The 19,936-nt window shown below is 62.8% G+C and carries 21 protein-coding genes; 12 read left to right on the top strand and 9 right to left on the bottom strand.

The annotated features are described in order from the left end of the window. Positions 1-178: 178 nt before the first annotated feature. A complete protein-coding gene (locus tag ACXJJ9_RS09035; RefSeq protein WP_457096858.1) occupies positions 179-409 on the top strand; it encodes a hypothetical protein in 231 nt (76 codons plus the stop codon). An 87-nt stretch (positions 410-496) separates the two neighbouring features. Here ACXJJ9_RS09035 and ACXJJ9_RS09030 read toward each other — a convergent pair whose 3' ends face one another. Further along, positions 497-949 carry a BON domain-containing protein gene (locus ACXJJ9_RS09030; protein ID WP_457096857.1) on the bottom strand — a complete coding sequence of 151 codons (453 nt, stop codon included), beginning with the start codon at positions 947-949 and terminating at the stop codon, positions 497-499. 785 nt (positions 950-1,734) lie between these two features. On the opposite strand from ACXJJ9_RS09030, the gene ACXJJ9_RS09025 reads away from it, so the two are divergent. The 5 genes from ACXJJ9_RS09025 (at position 1,735) to ACXJJ9_RS09005 (ending at position 7,708) form a co-directional block, all read left to right on the top strand. Next, the gene (locus ACXJJ9_RS09025) at positions 1,735-2,313 is read left to right on the top strand and encodes a lipid-binding SYLF domain-containing protein (protein ID WP_457096856.1); all 579 of its coding nucleotides are present in this window, start codon (positions 1,735-1,737) and stop codon (positions 2,311-2,313) included. 437 nt (positions 2,314-2,750) lie between these two features. Beyond that, complete coding sequence (locus tag ACXJJ9_RS09020; protein ID WP_457096855.1) at positions 2,751-3,170, top strand: hypothetical protein; 420 nt, start codon at positions 2,751-2,753, stop codon at positions 3,168-3,170. Between the two features lie 82 nt (positions 3,171-3,252). Then, a complete protein-coding gene (locus ACXJJ9_RS09015; RefSeq protein ID WP_457096854.1) occupies positions 3,253-4,146 on the top strand; it encodes a hypothetical protein in 894 nt (297 codons plus the stop codon). Positions 4,147-4,476: 330 nt separating this feature from the next. After that, on the top strand, positions 4,477-6,813 hold the full coding sequence (locus ACXJJ9_RS09010) for a heavy metal translocating P-type ATPase (RefSeq protein ID WP_457096853.1): 2,337 nt from the start codon (positions 4,477-4,479) through the stop codon (positions 6,811-6,813). A gap of 223 nt (positions 6,814-7,036) precedes the next feature. After that, the gene (locus tag ACXJJ9_RS09005) at positions 7,037-7,708 is read left to right on the top strand and encodes a hypothetical protein (RefSeq protein WP_457096852.1); all 672 of its coding nucleotides are present in this window, start codon (positions 7,037-7,039) and stop codon (positions 7,706-7,708) included. A 193-nt stretch (positions 7,709-7,901) separates the two neighbouring features. Here ACXJJ9_RS09005 and ACXJJ9_RS09000 read toward each other — a convergent pair whose 3' ends face one another. After that, positions 7,902-8,606, bottom strand: coding sequence for a hypothetical protein (locus ACXJJ9_RS09000; protein WP_457096851.1), 705 nt, complete (start codon positions 8,604-8,606; stop codon positions 7,902-7,904). A gap of 214 nt (positions 8,607-8,820) precedes the next feature. On the opposite strand from ACXJJ9_RS09000, the gene ACXJJ9_RS08995 reads away from it, so the two are divergent. The 6 genes from ACXJJ9_RS08995 (at position 8,821) to ACXJJ9_RS08970 (ending at position 11,678) form a co-directional block, all read left to right on the top strand. After that, on the top strand, positions 8,821-9,402 hold the full coding sequence (locus ACXJJ9_RS08995; protein WP_457096850.1) for an ester cyclase: 582 nt from the start codon (positions 8,821-8,823) through the stop codon (positions 9,400-9,402). Positions 9,403-9,570: 168 nt separating this feature from the next. Then, a complete protein-coding gene (locus ACXJJ9_RS08990) occupies positions 9,571-9,942 on the top strand; it encodes a hypothetical protein (RefSeq protein ID WP_457096849.1) in 372 nt (123 codons plus the stop codon). Positions 9,943-10,013: 71 nt separating this feature from the next. Further along, entirely contained in the window at positions 10,014-10,667 is a 654-nt protein-coding gene (locus ACXJJ9_RS08985; RefSeq protein ID WP_457096848.1) for a hypothetical protein, read from the top strand. A gap of 13 nt (positions 10,668-10,680) precedes the next feature. Further along, complete coding sequence (locus tag ACXJJ9_RS08980; RefSeq protein WP_457096847.1) at positions 10,681-11,010, top strand: heavy-metal-associated domain-containing protein; 330 nt, start codon at positions 10,681-10,683, stop codon at positions 11,008-11,010. Next, on the top strand, positions 11,003-11,401 hold the full coding sequence (locus tag ACXJJ9_RS08975) for a hypothetical protein (RefSeq protein WP_457096846.1): 399 nt from the start codon (positions 11,003-11,005) through the stop codon (positions 11,399-11,401). The genes ACXJJ9_RS08980 and ACXJJ9_RS08975 overlap by 8 nt, the downstream gene beginning before the upstream one ends. 49 nt (positions 11,402-11,450) lie before the next feature. Next, on the top strand, positions 11,451-11,678 hold the full coding sequence (locus ACXJJ9_RS08970; protein WP_457096845.1) for a GDCCVxC domain-containing (seleno)protein: 228 nt from the start codon (positions 11,451-11,453) through the stop codon (positions 11,676-11,678). A 60-nt stretch (positions 11,679-11,738) separates the two neighbouring features. On the opposite strand, the gene ACXJJ9_RS08965 is transcribed toward ACXJJ9_RS08970, so the two are convergent. The 7 genes from ACXJJ9_RS08965 to ACXJJ9_RS08935 form a co-directional block, all read right to left on the bottom strand. Further along, on the bottom strand, positions 11,739-12,302 hold the full coding sequence (locus tag ACXJJ9_RS08965) for a glycosyl-4,4'-diaponeurosporenoate acyltransferase CrtO family protein (protein ID WP_457096844.1): 564 nt from the start codon (positions 12,300-12,302) through the stop codon (positions 11,739-11,741). Positions 12,303-12,414: 112 nt separating this feature from the next. Next, the gene (locus ACXJJ9_RS08960; protein WP_457096843.1) at positions 12,415-12,687 is read right to left on the bottom strand and encodes an excalibur calcium-binding domain-containing protein; all 273 of its coding nucleotides are present in this window, start codon (positions 12,685-12,687) and stop codon (positions 12,415-12,417) included. A 359-nt stretch (positions 12,688-13,046) separates the two neighbouring features. Continuing rightward, positions 13,047-13,592, bottom strand: a complete 546-nt coding sequence (locus ACXJJ9_RS08955; RefSeq protein WP_457096842.1) for a hypothetical protein — start codon at positions 13,590-13,592, stop codon at positions 13,047-13,049. 50 nt (positions 13,593-13,642) lie between these two features. Next, positions 13,643-14,161 (bottom strand): hypothetical protein, encoded by a 519-nt coding sequence (locus tag ACXJJ9_RS08950; protein WP_457096841.1) that lies wholly within the window; start codon positions 14,159-14,161, stop codon positions 13,643-13,645. A 58-nt stretch (positions 14,162-14,219) separates the two neighbouring features. Then, the gene (locus ACXJJ9_RS08945) at positions 14,220-15,377 is read right to left on the bottom strand and encodes a hypothetical protein (protein ID WP_457096840.1); all 1,158 of its coding nucleotides are present in this window, start codon (positions 15,375-15,377) and stop codon (positions 14,220-14,222) included. Positions 15,378-15,452: 75 nt separating this feature from the next. Next, a complete protein-coding gene (locus ACXJJ9_RS08940) occupies positions 15,453-18,659 on the bottom strand; it encodes a type I restriction endonuclease subunit R (protein WP_457096839.1) in 3,207 nt (1,068 codons plus the stop codon). Next, positions 18,656-19,738: a hypothetical protein gene (locus tag ACXJJ9_RS08935; protein ID WP_457096838.1), complete on the bottom strand. Its 1,083-nt coding sequence runs from the start codon at positions 19,736-19,738 to the stop codon at positions 18,656-18,658. Before ACXJJ9_RS08935 ends, ACXJJ9_RS08940 begins: the two co-directional genes overlap by 4 nt. Between the last annotated feature and the right edge of the window lie 198 nt (positions 19,739-19,936).

The raw sequence follows: 19,936 nt of genomic DNA, 5'->3' as shown, positions 1-19,936 counted from the left end.
CGGGGAGAAGGTGCCCGGAAGGGCGGATGAGGGCGGGGGGCGGCAGTACCTGGCGCGCTCCCGGCAGATGCGAAATCCCCACAACCGCATGACGCCGCGCTCACATGGCCCGTAGAAAATTCCGCATACCGGAGTTCGTACCCAAGGATTACCCGCAACGCAACCGCCTCCTGCCGCCATGGAAACCAAGTTTCGTCTGATGCAACAGATCGCGGAGCTTGATGAGCAGTTGTCGCAAGCTCAAAGCGCGATATCTCCCGCCGCCAAGAAGCACGCCTTATCGGTATGCGCCGACATACTCGACGAGGCGGATGTCCCAGAAGAGCGCTTCATCTGTAGAGCGATCCACTGCCTGATCCATAAGCACGGCCTGGAGCCGGAGCGTTACTGGCCCCAAGCCCGCGCATAGCGACAACGCGGCGCCCCGGCGCAATGTCGGTGCAGCGGTTCATGTAAATTCTGCGCCCGACTCGCGCGGACGCAGCGCCGGGGCCGGTCAGTGCCTGCTTGCTGCCCTTTCCGGCGCCTGCACCGAGAGCTGGTTGTCCACGCTACGCACGCCCGGCATCTCCGCCACGGCATGCACCACGGGTTCGATTTCGCTGGCGGCCACGGCGCCGCCGAGCACGACGTGGCCCGCCTCCACATCCACCAGCAGCGTCGAGGAATGCGCGACCACATGGCCCAGTCGGGAGCGGATGCGGTCACGCAGCAGCGCGTCGTCGACGGGCTCCGTTCGCACCCGCGTGCGTTCGGGCATCACCGTGCCGTGCGTGCGCTCCGCCCTGCGCCGCGCGCCGGCTTGCGCGGCCTCTTCTAGCTTGTGTCGCAGGTCGCCGCCACCCCCGCGCACACGGGCACGGCGAAGGCGGCCGGCCTCGGGATCGAGGTAGTACATCACGGCGGCACCGGCCGCGAAGGCCACGGCCAGCCTGACTACGCTGTTCATGCCAGCTCCTGTTCCGGGTGCGGCGCTGCGCGGATTGCGCAGAGGCATCGTCGGGGAGCGTGCCATCACCGACGGAAAGACCACGCGAAAAAGGGCTGCCGATGCGCGCCAGGGCCCGGAGCCGCAGCCGCGCCGCTACGCCGCCAACCGATGCTCGTAGTACGGCCGGTCGCGGTCACCGAGGACCGCGCGCTCGACCCGGGCGGTCCGGGTTACGACTCGGCGCGTTCCTGCGCGACGTGCGCGGCGGCCGCTCGCACCACCTACGCGCCGCCCGGTTCTTGGCTCGCATCGCCGGTAAGGCCGGAGGGACACCCGGGTTGCAACGTTACGTCTCGAAGGCCCCGAGTGCGCTTGGCTTGCCCGGCTACGCTTGATTGCCTAGGTCCGGACCCCTTCCTGCCAGAAGCATCGGTAATCGGCGGACCAGTCCGCTGTGCACCAGCGGCGTTCGCGGACGCAAGGGCGAAATGTGTGTCCGGATGGCTATGACAACTCGCCTGAGTGCTGGACCACGTTCACTGGCGCATAACGTTTGCAAGCGTGGAGTGAGAGGGTTCGCCAAGTACATGGGCCGTGGTGTGATCATTGCACGCCTACAAAGCTCAATGGCGTCGATTACCAACGGTGCGGTTCGACGTACTACGCCGCGGCGTTGCAGGGAAGCAGCGTGGTGTTCGTGGCGGTGGTACAGCACCTATGGGCGGCTTTCCGTCGATTCTGGCGACGACAGCCATCGCAATGAATTGGGGGCGTAAACGCATTTCTACCGCAGAGGAATCGACATGAATGCTTCCCGCAACATTGCCCAAACCATCAAGCCTTTCCTGCTTTGTTCACTGCTGGCCATGGCGGGCCTAGCCATGGCGGCCGACAAGAATGATGAGACCCGTGCCAAGGTGCGCACACAGTCAGAGCAGGTTCTGGCTCGCCTCTACGCCGCCCAACCGGGCGCGCGCCAGGTGATCGCCTCTTCGCGGGGATATGCGACCTTCAGTCGCTGGGGTCTGAAGTTGGGCATCATCGGCGGCGGCCTTGGCAAGGGCCTGTTGGTCGCCAAGCCATCCGGCCATGAAACCTTCATGCGCTTCGTCGAAGGATCGGCAGGTTTCGGGTTTGGCCTCAAGAAGTTCGACCTGATCTTCGTCTTCCAGAACGAAAAAACGATGGCCGACTTCACCAAAGGTTGGGAAGCCGGCGGCGATGCGACGATGGCCGCCAAGAGCGACGCCCACGGCAAGACCATTGAGGGCGCTGTTGCAGTGGCGCCGGGCGTTTGGGTTTATCAGAACACCGAAAAGGGACTGGCAGCCGAACTGGGCATCAAGGGCACGAAGTATTACAAGGACGATGCCCTGAACTGACATCTGCCGCTCCAAGTAGTGATCTAAACACGCCGTATTGCTGGATACGGCGTTGCCATAGCGGGAGGAAGATGGGCTTCCTACGGCTTGCTGGCATCGGCCATTGCGGCCACAGCTTTGAGCGAGTACGCGGTGCTCGGCCACTTCGTGATCCGGCGTTATCCGTCGTGCGCATCGGTGCTCAGCAGCGTTGCCGTCCACAGATTCGGGAACGACCGCTTTGGGTCGATAGCGGTCACTGCGCGGTCGGTCGAATGCAGCGTCCGCTAACGGTCAGAAGCAGTCATCTACAGCAGCCGAGGTTTTGCCCCAACCTGCTCTCCGCCGAGTGCGCCGCCGGACGATTCTAACGATGAAAGTCCGCGGTCGCTACGAGCTAACGGCCGGGGCTTCGCCTCCGTTGCCCCCCCCAGCGGCCTTGACGTAATGTGCCGGGCGTGACCGGGTCCACCTCCAGGCTGTCGCACCTTCGCGCCATAGGGTTGGCGCTATTGGCGCTGGGTCTGATCATCAAGCCGTCAATGACGCAGTTGAACGAGCTTCACAGGGAGCAGCACACGCTGTCAGCGGGCAAGCTTCACGGCCATAGCGGCCACGACCACGTTGCCGACCATGCAGATGGCAGCGGCCGCAGCCACGTTGGCAGCCATCGCCACGACGACCAGTCCGGCACTAAGCATACCGATGGCACCCACGGACTCCTGCATCAGGCCGGTTTTGACGGCGCGCTTGACGGAATTGCAAGCGAAATCTCCCTGACTTCCATGCTCGACCCGAGCATGGCATTGCCGACCGCTGCGGCCTTGCCCCCCATCCGACGACACTTCGGTCCGCCCCTCCGGCCCCCAATCGCCTGACGCCAGCTGCGAAACCGCACTGCGTTTTGACCACTACATATTCGCCAATCCCAGCCACCGGGATTGGCGGGAGGGCGTGCGAATGAAATTGTCACAGGACGACCTGCCCCACGCGCAGGCAGCGCAGGGGGAACAAGTAAAGGGCTTTCCGCTCGCGCTCCCGCAAAGCGGCTGGCGACGATGGGTGAAGTTCTCACTTGGCGCCATCATGCTGCGCCTTCATCCGGATCTCGTAACAAGATTCGAGTCCGGCCTGCCTCCGCGTAACCGACTTGAACAGTTGGCGCTCGCGGTGCTTGCCATCCGCTATCGCGAAGCGGGCTGCTTCAATCGACTGGCCCGGCAGCATCATGAGTTCTGGGTGCGCGGTCCTTGTGATTTCGTCTACGACGCCACTGCTCCTCGTCTGGAAAAGCAGCTGTTCCACGGCCCGCATCGGATCGCGCTGGACCGCCTGGAAGCAAAACTTAAGCAGGGCACTTTTCATACCGTCTGCGAGATCGGCTGGGGGAACGGCGCCGTCCTCGCTTACCTTGCTGGTCGATTGCCCGCTGTAGACCGATTCATCGGCCTGGACCTCAATGCTGCGCAAATCGCACGAAACCAAGTGCAACATGCCGCGGATACCCGGCTCGAATTTTCAGCCTGCGACGCCATCGACTGGATCACGCACCATGCGGGGCCAAATATGGCCTTCTACACCTACGGTGGCGTCTTCGAGTATTTCACCCAGAGTCAACTCGAAGGTCTTCTGCTGACGCTGGCCATGCACACGCCAACCTGCATCGCGCTGGTCGAGCCGGTCAGCTTCGACCATGACTTCGAGACGGATTCGACGTCCCGGCCCCACGGCAGAGAACTGAGCTACAGCCACGCATATCCGGCCTTGATAGCCAAGGCCGGCTTCCGGGTGATCTGGCAAGCCGAAAGTGCCGACGAAAAATCACGCTGGATGATGCTGCTGGCGCGCCCATGAAGGGGCGGGCAACACTCTCCGGCCTACGCCCGCCACAGGCGCGGCTGGTTTGCCAGCCCCTGCTCACACCTGGAGATGACGAGAACTCGGCGCAGACACGGCTGACGGAAATGTCGCTCGCGCAGCTGCAATCATCATTCGTGTCAGCCAAGTGCGGCTGGCCGTGGCAAACGGTGAAGTGATCGACGTGCTGGCAACTGAGCCGATTGGAGTCTCGGGCTGTTCAAGGCCGCTGCGCATAGGCGGCAAGCGTCCGCTAAAGGCCAGAGGCGGACGCGTGGCCATGCCACTAAGGGTATCGTCAACGGCACCGCGCTAGGAACGTACCGTATGGCGATTCATGGCGACCACCCACATCCCTCCGGGGAAACCACTGCCGTCGATCCGGTCTGCGGCATGCGCGTAGACCTCGTGACCTCGCGATTTCACACGGAGCACGCCGGGCAAACCTTGCACTTCTGCTCCGGGCGCTGCCTGCAGAAGTTCGTCGCCGACCCGGACGCGTACATGGCGAAGGCTGTACCCACTGCTCCTTCCTCGCCATCGACGCCTATGGCGGTCGCCGGCACGCAATACACCTGCCCGATGCATCCCGAAATCATCCGCGACGCACCGGGCGCCTGCCCGATTTGCGGGATGGCGCTGGAACCGGTGCTGCCGACGGAGGACGAAGGCAATCCCGAACTGGACGATTTCCGCCGGCGCTTCTGGTGGACGCTGCCATTGTCGCTGGCCGTGCTTGCGCTGGCGATGGCAGGCCACCGACTCGCGTGGCCCGATGCGGCGACGCGCACCTGGATCGAAGGGGTGCTGAGCACGCCGGTGGTGCTCTGGGCCGGCTGGCCGTTCCTTGTGCGTTGCGTGCGCTCGCTGCGTACGGGGCAGCTCAACATGTGGACGCTGATCGGCATCGGCGTCGCCGCGGCGTACGCCTACAGCACCGCCGCGGCGGTCGCGCCGGACCTTTTCCCCCCGTCGTTCCGCGAACACGGCCGCGTCGGCGTGTACTTCGAGGCGGCGGCGGTGATCGTCTCGCTCACCTTGCTCGGACAACTGCTCGAACTGAAGGCTCGCTCGCGCACATCCGCGGCGATCAAGTCGTTGCTGCGCCTGTCGCCGAAGACCGCGCGACGCTTGCAAGATGACGGCAGCGAGACCGACGTGCCTCTGACCCACATCCACGTCGGCGACCGCCTGCGTGTGCGGCCAGGCGAGAAGGTCCCCGTGGACGGCGAGGTGCTCGAGGGCCAGTCGAGCGTGGACGAGTCGATGCTCACCGGCGAGTCGATGCCGGTCAGCAAGCGCGCAGGCGACAAGGTCATCGGCGCGACTATGAATGCGAGCGGCGCGCTGGTGATCCGGGCGACGCGCGTCGGCGCCGAAAGCATGCTCGCCCAGATCGTGCAGATGGTGGCGCAGGCGCAGCGCTCGCGCGCGCCGATGCAGCGCATGGCCGACCAGGTGGCGTTCTGGTTCGTTTCGGCGGTCCTGGCGATTGCGGTAGTGACGTTGCTTGCATGGGGGCTGTTCGGCCCCGAGCCTTCCTGGGTCCACGGCGTGCTCAATGCCGTCGCCGTGCTGATCATCGCCTGCCCTTGCGCGCTCGGGCTGGCGACGCCGATGTCGATCATGGTGGCCACCGGACGCGCCGCGAGTGCGGGCATCCTGTTCCGAGATGCAGAGGCAATCGAGACGTTGCGCCGCATCGATACGCTCATCGTCGACAAGACAGGCACGCTGACTCTGGGCCGGCCGGCCTTCGACCGCGTCGTCGCCGTGCCGGGATTCTCTGAAGACGAAGTGCTCCGTTTAGCCGCCAGCCTCGACCGCGGCAGCGAGCACCCGCTGGCGACCGCGATCGTCGCCGAGGCCACCGCGCGCAACCTGCCGCTCTCCGCGGCGGAAGGCTTCGCCTCCGACACCGGCACTGGCGTACACGGTCGCGTCGAGGGCCACGAGCTCGCACTGGGCAGCGCGTCGCTGCTGCAAGCGGCCGGCGCGGACGTGGCACAACTGCAGGCGACCGTCGCCGACCGCCGCGAGGCGGGCGCGAGCGTGATGTACCTAGCGGTAGATGGCCGGCTCGCGGGGCTGCTCAGCGTGGCCGACCCGATCAAGGACACGAGCGCGCGCGCGGTGCACGAACTCCGCGCAGCTGGCGTGCGCGTGATCATGGCCACAGGTGACGGCACGGCGACCGCGCAAGCCGTCGCCGCCGTACTCGGCATTGACGAGGTGTACGGCGAGGTGCGCCCACAGGACAAGCTTGACCTCATGAACCGGCTGAAGTCCGAGGGACGCCGCGTAGCGATGGCTGGCGACGGCATCAACGACGCCCCCGCGCTGGCGGCAGCCGACGTCGGCATCGCCATGGGCACGGGCACCGACGTGGCGATGTCCAGCGCGCAGCTCACCTTGGTCAAGGGCGACCTACGCGGTATCGCGCGGGCGCGAGCGCTGTCGGAGGCGACGGTGGCCAACATGCGCCAGAACCTCGGCTTCGCATTGGTTTACAACGCCCTCGGCGTGCCGGTCGCCGCCGGAGTCCTGTACCCAACCTTCGGCGTGCTCCTGTCGCCGATGCTCGCCGCCCTGGCGATGAGCCTGAGTTCGGTGTCGGTGGTGGGCAATGCTCTCCGGCTATACAGGTCGCGGCTTCCGGACTAGATCACGGCTCTCGCCAGCGACTCGCTGCTGAGTGACCGCCCGGGGTCGGAAGCGGACATTGAGCCGTGCCTACGCCCTTCGCGCGAATGGCTGCTTTCGGCCAGACATCGTTCGCCACTTTGACGGTACCCAGGCTGCCGCCCTTCCAAGGAGGATGCATGTCTTGACCTTGTCACGACGTTGGCATCGTATCCTCGAAATGCTCAGCGCGAGGAGACGAGCAATGGATTCGCTCCGTAGTCGGGTCGCATACCGGTCCCCCATCATTCCACGCGGGATAGGAAGGCATCTGGCTTGCCTCTTCCTGTCGGCGGTATTGGCGATGCCAGGTATCGCACACGCCCAGCAGTGGCATACCGACCGCGACAAAAATGGCATCCGGGTGGAGAGCCGACGCATTCCCGGCGAGCGTTACGACGAGCTCCGCATCAGCACGTCACTAAAAGTGACGCCGGAAGCGATCGCGGACTACCTGTTCGGAAAATTTCTAGATGACAAAAACAAGAACGTCAGTCGCACCTTCATCCAACGAGGTCGAGAACTGACCATCTGGTCGGACGTCCTCCGCACGTCGGTGATCAGCGATCGCTGTTACTCCATGCGCTTCGAGCGGCAAAGCTTCGCCAATGGCGAGATACGGGTGAAGTTCGCGTCCCTTGCCTATGTCGGAAGGAAACCGACGCCAGACTGCATCGCGCTACGCTCGCGCGGCGAATGGATCATGACTCCGACGCACGCCGGGACACGATTGATCTATGTATCGCTGACAGATATCGGCGGCAACGTACCGGCTTTTTGGGCACAACGTTCGCTTTCATCGGCGGCGATCCTGAGTATCCGCAAGGTGGTCGCGGGCGCATCTGGCCTGGCCCTGCCTCAGGGAATACGCGACTGAGCGCCACCAATTCGCATTGTCCGCTTCTTTAATCGGTCGGCGGTATCAAGGTTGAACTCCTTCCTTGGTCGGATTCGTCTCCGCGCGGGGCACGCTTCTTTTCGCAGTCGGCGCGGTGGGGCCCGGCTCGCCACGTTGCCGTAGTTGTTGTCGATGCACCGACTGTGATTGCTTGAAAGACCAACGGTCCGGGTTACGACTCGGCGCGCTCCTGCGCGGCGCGCGCGAGAATCCAGCCTTGCCGGCGCCGTAGCAGGCGCACCCCGCCAAGGAGGTAGTTGACGCTGAACAACAGCGTCAGGCCGATCAGCAGCAGGTGCCAGCGATCGTGCAGCAGCGTGCGCGGATAGGCATGCACCAGCCACCAGGCCAGGCCCTGGAACGCCACCGCCAGCGGCATCATGACCGCGATGTTGAGGCGCTGGTCGCGGATGATGTCGTCGAGCAGTGCGCGTTCCTCCGCGGTGCCGAAATCCGGGGCATGGCGCCGCACCAGGCGCAGGTCCCACGCATACAGGCCCCAGACCGCGGCGGCGTAGAGCGCGTTGAGTGCGAACCAGTGTTCCGGATTGTCGACCTGGCTCAGCGCAGCCGCCTCGATCAGCGTCGCGCCGAAGTAGAGGAAGGTATGGCCGAATTCCAGCGGCCAACCGATGAACGAGAGCGTGTGGATCAGCGAGCGCGACCAGAAGATCAGGATCACCAGCAGTCCGGTCAGCAGATACGGCCATACCTGCCACTGCATCCGCACCAGCGGTTGCACGGCGCTGGCGACGAGCACCCCCAGCGCCAGGCCCTGGATGATGCTGATGAGCGTGAGCTCGATGCCGACGACGGTGGCGTCGAGCTGACTCTTGGCCTCGCGGCGTCGGCGATCGGCGGAGGGCGGCTCGGTCATGGGCGGTCGGATCGCAGCGACGGTGTCCATGCCTACGCGAAGCGGTGATGGCGGCGGCCGCGCGCAGCGCCGATGCGCTGACCCATGGACCGCTTCCGGCAGCAGCGATCACTCCTGCGCCGGTGGCACGTGGTCCAACCGACCAATAGCGACGACTCACGTGGCGATAACAGTTTCGTGCCGACCCTATGGCCCCACGCCACAGGAGAACGAGATGAAGCACGCGTATGCGTTGACTTTGCTGGCGATTAGCATCGCGATGATCGCTGCCGGTGCGCAGGCGTCAGAGCCTGCTTCCAACAAGTGGCCCAGCACGAAGGCTGGCCAGCCTACTCCGACGGTCAGTGGAGTCCCTGCCGAGCTGGCGAGGAATCTGGCGAATTTCGACGACCTCGACTTCCGTGTGTACACCAATCAGCAATGGCAGGATTTGCACAAGTCGCACACCAAGGACGTGATCGTCCATTGGCCGGACGGACACACGACGAAGGGCATCGAAAAGCACATCGAGGACCTCAAGTACATGTGGACGTTCGCGCCCGACAACCGGATCCAGGAGCATCCGGTCAGATTCGGAACCCAGGATGCCGAATGGACCGCGGTAACGGGTTGGCTTGAGGGCACCTTCACCAAACCGATGGTTCTTCCGGACGGAACGACCATCCAGCCCACCGGCAAGGCCTACCGGATTCCGATGGCAACCATCGGCCACTGGAACAAGGAGGGCATCATGTTCGAGGAGTTTTTGTTCTGGGATAACGGCGAGTTCATGAAGCAAATCGGGCTTGGCAAGTAGCGCGGAAATTCCGCCAAGTGTCGTCAGCGGCCTCGCCAATTCACCGCAACGGACTTCCTGGCCATGTCCGCTTCCGGCCAGAGACGGCCGTTCGCGCAACCCCTTGAACGGATCCAGAAGCCGATGGCAGGTGCGCGCCCCGGTGTCGGGTAGCGCTACAATCCGCCCATGTCGATGCGTCACCTTGCCCGTCTGGCCCTGCACTGGCTCCTGGTCATTTCCATGATCACGACGACACTGGTGGTGCCCGCACAGGCCGCGACCGACACGCTGCAAAGCGCCGCGGCCGCGCGGATGGCCGCGGCCATGGCGGACATGCCCTGCGACGACATGGACGCGACAAAAACCGCGCACAAGATGCCCTGCGACTGCTGCACGCCGGCATCCTGCGACCTGTCTGCGTGCATGGGCACGGCTTGCCTGCCCGAATTGCCGCGCCTGGTCATGGGCATTCCCGCAGCGACGGTCCAGGTGCCGTGGGATGCGCCGGCGCCGCCTTCACGACTGATCGATACACCGCTCCGACCTCCGATCGCGTGACCTCTCCGTAACGACGATACGGACGCCTCGCGTCCGCACGCCGCCGTGCGCGGCGATCACGGAGAACATCCATGCAATCCCTTTCACGCTGGGCAGCGATGGCGCTGCTCAGCCTGTTGCCCATGCTGGGCATGGCGAAGCCGATCGCTTTCGCGAAAGGCACGACGGTCATGGCCGAATACGGCGCCGGCACCATGAACGAGGTGCAGCTTTTCTACGCACCGCGCTATTGGTACTCGGCGGGCGGCGGCTGGCTCGAGCTCAGCAGCGAAGACGGCAGCAAGCAGCGCCACGTCACCTACCTGCGCGGCAATCTGCTGGTCAAGCGCTGGAACCTGCCCGGCGCGCAAGCCAATGTCTTCGGCTGGGGCGGCCTCGGGCGTGCCACCGGCAATGATTTCGGCGGCAGCACGCTGGCGCGCAATGCCGGTGTCCAGGCCGATTACGAAACCCGTCGCGTGTACGGCGCGTTCCGCTCCGACCTGCAGGAAAGCGATCACTACTCGCATCGCATCGACACCCTGCAACTGGGCTGGGCGCCGTACAAGCACGAATACGACACGCTGGCCACCTGGTTGGTCGTGCAGGGCCGTCGCTACACCGGCGACCTGTTCGATGGCACCGAAACCGCGCTCCTCGTCCGCTTCTTCAAGCGCGGCGCCTGGGTCGAGGTTGGCGCCACCACCGACGGCAAGCTCCAGGCCATGGCCATGTTCAATTTCTGACAGGACTATTCCCATGAACCGATTCAAGTTTCTTCTGGCCGCATGGCTGCTCGGCGCTTCGCCATTTGCGATGGCGAAAACCATCGAGATGGACGTCAACGGCCTGGTCTGCGGGTTCTGCGCCCAGGGCATCGAGAAAACGCTGAAGGGCCTTCCCGCCACCGAAGGCGTTTTCGTCAACCTCGAACACCACCTCGTCGCGGTGAAACTGAAGGACGGTGCCGACATCGACGATGCCGCCCTGCGCAAGGCACTCAAGGATTCCGGCTACACCGTGGTCGCGATCCATCGCACCGAGCACTCGCTCGACGAAATCCGCCAGCAGGTGAAGCGCGGTGACTGACGCGATCGATGCGCAGGCGCCGCTGCGCCGCAACCTGGGCGTGGCCCTGCTGACCCTGCTCGCCAGCGGTGGCACGCTGGTGTGCTGCGTGCTGCCCGCGGTGATGGTGGCGCTGGGCGCAGGCGCGGCCCTCGCGGGCCTGGTGACCGCGGTACCGCAACTGGTGTGGTTGTCGGAGCACAAGGCCGCCGTGTTCGGACTGGCCTTCGCCCTGCTGGTGCTGTCGGGGGCGATGGTATGGCGGGCACGCACCTTGCCGTGCCCGGCCGATCCCGCGTTGGCCTTGGCGTGCATGCGGTTGCGGCGCGCCAGCCTGGTGCTGTGGACCGTTGCCACGTTGTGCACCACGCTGGGCGCTGCATTTGCGTTTGTACTGCCCGCGTTGCAATGACTTAGGGAGGGCGGCCACGCCGCCCTCCTTCCATCCACCGGAGATCCGAATGACCGCCGTGCAATTGCAAAGCCTCCTGACCTGCCCCCATTGCGGGCACCAGAGCCTGGAGACCATGCCGACCGAGGCGTGCCGCTTCTTCCACACCTGCGCTGGATGTGGCGAAACCCTCAGCCCGAAAGCGGGCGACTGCTGCGTGTTCTGCTCATTCGGCAGCGTGCCGTGCCCACCGATCCAGCAACAGGGATCGTGCGGGAGTTGCGGATCGCCAGGTTGAAATGGCGCGCGAATGTCCGCGTGCGGTCGTCGCGGGCCCGGGCTCCACGGCGTGCGCGCCTCAGCCGGCGAGATGGCGCCGATCTGTGCCGTGATCCCTGCGGATGATCCGATCCAGGCGCCCGCGGACATGGCGCAAGTGCAGGATCGGGTAGACATTGACGAGCACCTGCGCCAGCAGGAACCAGGCTGCGACGCCCCACATGCCGCTCAGCGCGGCGAACACGACATATGGCATGAACAGTACCGCCGCCCAGAAGTGACTGGCTTCCGCCGACTCGGCTAGATGGCGAACCTGGAGTGGATGCCTGCGCTGCCGATCGAGGTACACGGCGGAATTCAGATAGCGAAGCGGGGTCCGGCGAAGCAATCGTCCAAAGCCGACAACGCCGAGCCGACGGTACACATGGCCATCTCGTTCCCAGTGGCGAACCGGGCGCAGCGTAGCCGGCATCCTCAGCACGAACAACGGCTCGGCCACCTTGGCGAGGCCGAGAAAGTAGAACATTAGCAACAGCACCAGCCAGGGCGAAGTGATGCCGATTACCCGGCTCAGCAGTACGAACGAAACTGCAAACACCAGCAAGACGGCCAACAGGGCCAGCGCATGCAGCCGCGGACGCATGGGGCGCTCCTTACGACTCAGCGGGCGGTTGGTTTCCAAGAGGCGTGACTCCGGTTAGCACCACTGCGCCGAATCGAACAGAGTGCTGGGCGATGGGCGCAAAGCTAGGCCGCTAGAACCCGGACTCCACACCGCACCACTGGTCTTCGCACGGCACGCCATCATGGTCCCCATCCATCTCGGTGGCCGGACAATGTTGGATGAAGTACTTGGCCTCGGCGCACGAGGTCATTTGCGGGCAGCGGGTGCGGCCGTCGCAGCGAGACCGATCGACTGCGGAGGGCGCGGCGGAAGCGGAGAGCTGCGCCGGCGCGGCGGCCTGGTTCGAGGTGAACGTGCTGTACCCAAACGCACCAATCGCTCCGACGATCAGCAGGGCGAGCATTGCGGCAACCGGGCCAGGCGTGGCCGTAGTCGAGTCCCTGCTACGTGCCCTATTCGCAGCCGCACGGCGCCCCGGTCGTTGGACGCAGACGGCGCGTTGCTTGCCATCGTTACCGGCTTCGATCTCAAACGACACGAGTTCGCCGATGCGGGGGCGGCCGCCATCGCGTGGGAAGGCGGAGATGTGGACAAGATGTCGTCGCTCCCTTGGGTGGGGGTGATGAATCCAAAGCCGCGATCGTCATTCCACTTGGACAGGTTGCCGTGAACTCGCATGCACTTGCCTGATTTGTCGTTTGAAGAGTCGCGCTACGGCTGGGTTGGCTCGGCCCTATGGGGAAACTGCTCCACGTAAACCCTCTATGGTGGTAGGTCAGAGCGGGATACGAAGTCCTCGACCGAATAATCCTTTACGAAATACCTATCGGTCAGATTCTTGATCGTCTCCAGCCGATCTTTTGGGCGAACAATCTCGAAGACAATGGATGTGAAGTGCTTTTGAAGTAGGTCGAGTTCACGCCTATTGAATTCAGTTTGCGGCTCGTGCAACAAGTTATATGACGAGACCAGGAACTCAAGAGCGAGATTCCTATAGCCCCGATAGGCGGCCGGCTTTTCGTCGCCGAACGCGTCTCCCTTAAGAATGTTTGGGAAGAAGAACCTGCCCTGCTCGATTAGCGAAGAGAGCGCGGAAACATCCGCACGATAGCCATCATCGGAAGCTTCACGACTGATGTGCTTAAAGCGCATCAGCAGATCTATCACACGGTTATGCCAATCCAACAGCTCGGTCGTATAGCTGCTGGCGATGGAGAACTTTGCGTGGGCTCTGTCCCGTAGATAGACGGCCCCAAGAACCACCGAAAACAGCAATGAAATTCCCGCAATGACGTCACTTGCGTCCATTAGTCCTCCACAATATCGCCCAACATCATTGCCTTCCGCTTACTAGTTGGTTAGCTGATCACTGCGCTAAAAGCAGTAACCAGGCTCACTAGCACTCCAGCTATGGCAACCAGCGCCGCAAACCACCAGCGACGCTCCTGCTTGTGTTTGAGCTCACGCTCATGCAGATCGACAGCGAGGTTCACGAGCATCGATATCTCGCTTGAATCGAGCGGCGCTCGACTCAGCTGCTGGGCGTCGTCCTCGGGATCCCGTTGGGCAATGGCGACGGCTGCCTCACGCGGCACCGTGGCGTGCTCGTGGGTATCGAAGTTGCGCTCCTTGCTCCTTCGCCAGACCAAGGACACATTAGGATTGTTCGATTGGTGCGGGGCCCTCTCACGGATGACAGTGAAGAACTCCGGATGCTGCGCAAACACTTCGCACCATGACACGGCGCTCAAGGGAATCCGCCCCAACCGCTTCTCCCAGCGGTCCAGCCGTCGAACCGCGAACCGATAGGTCCCCATCACCTGGATGGCTGCGATCAAATCGGCTAGACGCTCTGGGCGTCTCAGATAGCCACTCATTCTCAACACCCCCAAGCTCAATTCTGCAATGCGCGACGTGACTAAGCAGCCACTTCAGCTAACCGGCGTCCTTTACAACATCAAGTATGAGAGTGCATTTAGCCCCACCGCCCCCTTCACCGTCCCCTTCTCCCGTCGACTGGGGAGGTTCGTTCGGCGGGCCCTGCTCTTCCCCAGTCTCATTGAATCCATAGTGCATTTCAGCCGCGTGTTCGGCCGTAACGAACTCCTCGCACTTTGCTTGAGCGAGGGCGGCCGCGGTTGCATCTAGGAACTGAAACCCAGTTGTCTTGATTGGGCATCCTTTCAGCGATGCTCCAAACCTTGGTGCGTGCCCCGAGAACTCGATCCCAACCGGCCCGTTCAGTAAGGATGAAGGCCCATGCCCCACACCTACCGAAGGCAGGTACGCCGAAAGGTTCAAGACGTGACGCCCTCTGGCGGCTTTGGAGTGACGGCGCGTCCTTCCAAACCGAAGCATTTGCACGGCTAAACGATGCCATTCCGGGTAGTTCGCGGGCTCGTCGATTCGTACACCGAACGCACCCGGCACACCTGCACACATGCCCAACAACTGCTCAGAAAAGGACCCGCTATGCCATGGCGTTCCACGGCCCATCCACCTCCATTGCCACGGATGCGGGCATCTTAGCGGCAGAGCACCCACGTAAGGCGGGCAGTAGCCGTAGTCGTAAGCGGCCAGAAAGCTCCAGTGTCGGTAGTTTCCTGGGATCCGACCAAAATCCGAACTCAAGTCAAAAATTGGACTTGGAGGCTGCGCTAGAAACTCAAAGGGCGGGCACGCCTCAAGCAGTTCGACCTCTTTCTTTGTCGAGTGATCTGTTGGAAGACTTGCTATCGGCGACGAGAGCTTCTTGACCTGCAGTAACCACATGCTTCTTTCGTGCTTATCTCCCACACTTCGGCGAACGATTACCGCAAGATCACACAGCTCCCGCTGCTCGAGCAGTGCGCCTGATCTGCTGCTTGAAGACATATCGACTGGCGCCACATATTGCGCCTTGTCCAGCCAAACCGAAGTTATACGTATGTCTGCATGCAGCTGGGCAGTGATGAACTGCTGGATCTCCGTAAGGGTTTGGACATTATGGAAACCGTGGAGATAGTCGAGCTCATGAGGAGGCGGCGCTCCGCGCTTGATATGCGGAACGCTGTTGAAGTGAAATACTCCTGCATCCCAGATGCGAAAATCCATCCACGCCGGTGTGTTTACGGGGTGCGGGTTCGTGAGTCGTGGGACCTTCATTTCGGCACCACGTATGCCGCCAAGTCATTGCCCATAAGCGCTCGCGCCCGCGCCAAAGTAGTGGTCGTACACGTGCGCATAGGCGCGCGCGAGCTTTTCAGTTCGAATGTCGCTTACATAGGCCGATGGCAACCTGCGGAGGTTGAGCTTGATGGCTTGCATGACCGCCGCGCGGGCCTGCTGCTTCTCCCGCCAGTCGAGCACTAGCTTCTCGCGTTTCAACGACTCCAACAGATCTCGGCAGACCCGCTTAACCTCATTTACTTCCTTGTTTGATAGCGCGGGCTCCGGCTTCGTGAGGATGTCGAAGAGCGCCAACTCCTCCTCGCTCAGCCCTTCCGATACAGCCCGTCTCTCCTCCTGCGTGAGCTCTCGGGCGATCTTCACCAACTCGGCGAACATCTCCTCGACGTTCTTGCTGCCGGAGTTGTACTCGTCGATCAGCTTCTGGAACTTGTCGGCAAAGTCCACCCGGGACGGGTTCAATCGGAGCATCTCGGCGAGCTTGCCCTCGATCAGGCGTCGCAGTTTCTCTGCTTCGGTGTGCTTGCGGCTGCTGGCAAATTTCTGCTGCAGCGCCTCGAAGTCAATCTCCGACAGATTGATCAAAGACTCCGGCCGGCTAGGCGGGGCGATGTGATAACCCTCGGTGGCGATGGAGTCGTTCAACAGCGACTCGATGTCACCCATCACGCCCGAGATGTCTGGCTGCTCGGTCTCGGCGCGGATCTTGGCGGCGAGGTAGGTGACCAGGATCGCCATCGGCGCCAGTTCGTTGGCCATCGGGTCCGGCAGGATCGCCTTGAACAGCCGCGCCACTCGCCCCGCCAGCTGGATGAAGCGCTTCTTGTCTTCGTCGCTGCCTAGGATGGCCTCGATGGCGTCATCGATCCGGCCGATCCGCTCGAAGCCCTGCGCCTTGGCAATGGCCGCAAGCTCGACACCGCGCGCGGCGCAGAACCGTTGCGCCTCCTCCAGCGCCTCAGCCAGCGCGGCGACCAGCAGCTTCTTGGTCTCGATCGGGTCGCTACGCTCACCCGATTGGCCGGTCGTCGGCTTGGCGTAGATCGCCAGCGCCTTCTGCAGCGAGCGGAAGATACCGACGTAATCGACGATCAGGCCGGACTCCTTGCCCGGCGCCACGCGGTTGGCGCGGGCGATGGTCTGCATCAAGGTATGCGCACGCATCGGCTTGTCGAGGTAGATCGTCGAGCAAGTCGGCACGTCGAAGCCGGTGATCCACATCGCGCAGACGAACACCAGGCGCAACGGGCCGTCGGGGTTCTTGAATTGCTCGTCCAGATCTTCCCTTAGCATCCGCTGGCGGTGCGGCGTGATCTCCAGTCCCTTGGCCCTTAGGTCTTCGACCTCGTTCTGGCCCTGCGACACCACCACCGCCATGTCGGTGGTTTCCATCAGCCGGATGCGGGCGATCAGGCGCTCGCGGTCGTCGCTACCGGCCTTGCCCAGTTGCACTTTGAGTTGCGCGATCTCGGCCTGCCAATGCGCCTGCACCTTGTCGTACATGCGTACGGCCGTGGCCTTGTCTATGCAGATCATCATCGCCTTGCCGCGATAACCGCGGCCGGTGAAGTGCGCGACCACATCTTTGGCGATGGCGTCGAGCCGATCCTCGCGGGTGATGATGTGGTACTCGCGGGCGAACTCGCGCTCCAGCTTCTTTTCCTGCGCCTCGTCCAGCTCGGCGTCCTCCAGCAGGCGCTCCAGGTCCTGGTTGAGGTCCTGGTTGGTGAGCTGTACCTCGGGGATACGGTTCTCGTAATACAGCGGCACCGTCGCCCCGTCCTCGATGGAGCGGGCGAAGTCGTACACGCTGACGTAATCGCCGAACACCTCGCGAGTGCGCTCCTCCTCGCCGGCGATCAGCGGCGTGCCGGTGAAGCCGATGAAGCCGGCGTGCGGCAGCGCGTTGCGCATGTTGAGCGCAAAGATGTCGTACTGGCTGCGGTGCGCCTCGTCGGTGATGACGATGACATCCGAGCGGTCGGACAGCTCCGGGTACGGCTGGCCGGGCTGAGTCCGGAACTTCTGGATCAGCGTGAAGATGTAACGCTCGTTGCCGCGCAGCAGGGCCTTCAGGTGTTCGCCGCTGGTGGCACGCACATCCTCGCGGGTGGTGGCCCCCGTCGCCTTGAAGGTCTTGCTGATCTGGTCGTCCAGCTCCTCACGGTCGGTCACGACCACGAAGCTCCAGTTGCCGGGCAGTTTGCGCAGGATCTTCTGGGTGAAGAACACCATCGACAGCGACTTGCCCGAGCCTTGCGTGTGCCAGAACACGCCCAGCCGCTTGCGTTCCTGGGCGTTGGCCTGGCGCAGCTCCACCAGCCGGTCGATGGCCTTGTTGACGCCGAGGAACTGGTGATTCTTCGCGGTCTTCTTGATCAGCCCGCCCTTGCCCTCCTCGAACACCGTGAAATTCTCGATGTAGTCGAGCAGGCGCGCCGGCTCCAGCAAGCCACGTAGTGCGCGCGGCAGCGAGACCTTGTCGGCGGCGTCCACGACCTCGTCCTCGCTGAGCACGCGCTTCCAGTCGAAGAAGTGCTCCCATGCGCTGGTCAGGGTGCCGACGCGGGTGTCCGAGCCGTTGGACAGCAAGATGAAGGCATTGGGGTGGAACAGCTGCGGCACCGACTGGCCGCGGTAGTCGCGCAGGTTGTCGTCGAAGGCACTGCGCAGCGGCACCGACGGCTTCTTGAGCTCGATGAACACCAGCGGCAGGCCGTTGACGAAGGCCAACAGGTCGCAGCGGCGGCGGTACATGTCGCCGGCCACCCACATCTGCGAGGTCAGCAGGAAGTCGTTGTTGGCCGGCAGCGTCCAGTCGATCACCCGCAGCGTTTCGGTGACGTGGCCGCCGTGCTCGTCGGGGACGGTCACCTTCACCCCATCCTTGAGCAGCCGGTAGACCTCGCGGTTGGCGTTGACTGGCAACTGCTTGCTGCGGTCCTGAGTGAGCTGGTCGATGGCCTGCGCGTAGGCGTCCTCGGGCAGACCGGGATTCAGACGCAACAACGCCGCCCGGAGGCGGCGCGTGAGGATGACCTGGTGTTCACTCTCGCGTCCCTCGGTGCCGTGCTCGCCGAAGGTCTCGGCGAACAAATTGCGATGCTCCCACCCCAGCTCGGCCAGCAATTCGATAGCGGGTTGCTCGACCAGCCGAAGCTCACCGTAGCCGGCGGCGATGTCGCCGATGCCGTTGCGCGGGGTCATGCAGCGGCAGCCTCTGGCTCGGGAAGTTCGGATACGTCCAACTCACCGGAGATCAGCCTGGGAAGAATTAGATCGCGGGCGCTCCGGAGACTTGTGTTTGCCGCTCGCAGCTTCTCTGCAAGCGTGTGAATCGGCGAAACAACTCGATCAAATTCGTCTAGAACAGCGTCAGCTGGAACAACGATTCGCAGTGCACGAAACTCCGTCTTATTGAACTTCGACTGAGCCGATCCAGAAGTGATTCCACGGATCCGATGCTGCCCCTCGTCGCTACGGAGAAAGTGAAAGAGGAAGCTCCGCCCCTTTAACGGCTTTGCGAGAACACTGTTCGGCCCAAGAGTCATAGGGCGACCGAGATCCGGAACCATAAATGTTGTCCCAACGGTTCCAACATTAGTTACAACAATGTCACCGGGCTGGAGAGCACTCTTTCTCAGAAAACGATAGCTATGTTCTGGCACATAGACGTAGCCGCCTTTCCATCCGGAGTTGAAATCAGTTCCCCTAACAAGAACTGCGTAGTCCACCTCACTCCGATAGATAACGTTCTGCTTAAGGGATGCGAAGCTACCATTAGCCACATAATCCGTTACGTCACACATGGTGGACAGCGGCTGAATCGACCAACCATCAGGTATGGCTCCCAGCTCTGTTTCGACTATCCGCAATTCATCTTTGGCGGGAAAGCGAAAGCGGACAAACCACTCCTCGTAGATGCGACGGGCCATCTCCTCCAGGACCGCGACGCGCCGCGTGTTGTTCTCGATCAGGTCGTCATAGGCAGAGAGGACGAAGACGATGCGGCGCTGCACATCAACATTTGGATAACGAATTCGTGCCCGCTTGAAATCTCTTAGCACCACCCTCGGAATCGCGGCGCCCGTTGTGAATGCAGCTTTCATGTACTGCCGCGTTGGCTCGGCATCCAAGTAGTACCGAAGATACCGTGGAAGAACCTTGTCGCTGTTTGCACGCAGTATCGCCACAGAGGACAGCAGCACAGCTTCTATGGGCTCCCGAATAACGCATACGGAGTCGAGCGCGGTTGCGCCGTCTTTCGCCACGAGCACGTCACCCACCTCTGGCTTGCACCCTTGTCGAACCAATCGGCCAAAGTCTTCTGCAGAAATTCGCCTCGCAGTCTTAAGGTTCAACCCAAATGGAGTCATGTCCTTAACTGATGCCATGGGCAGTCCGTCGTCTACTGACTTAGGACTCGCATGTGCCCCATCAGTGATTCGCAAGCAAATGTCGTCAAGCGTGCCTTCCTGCCATAA

The organism is Lysobacter sp. P5_B9 (assembly GCF_054049835.1).
This window is presented reverse-complemented; position numbering and strand designations above follow the sequence as displayed.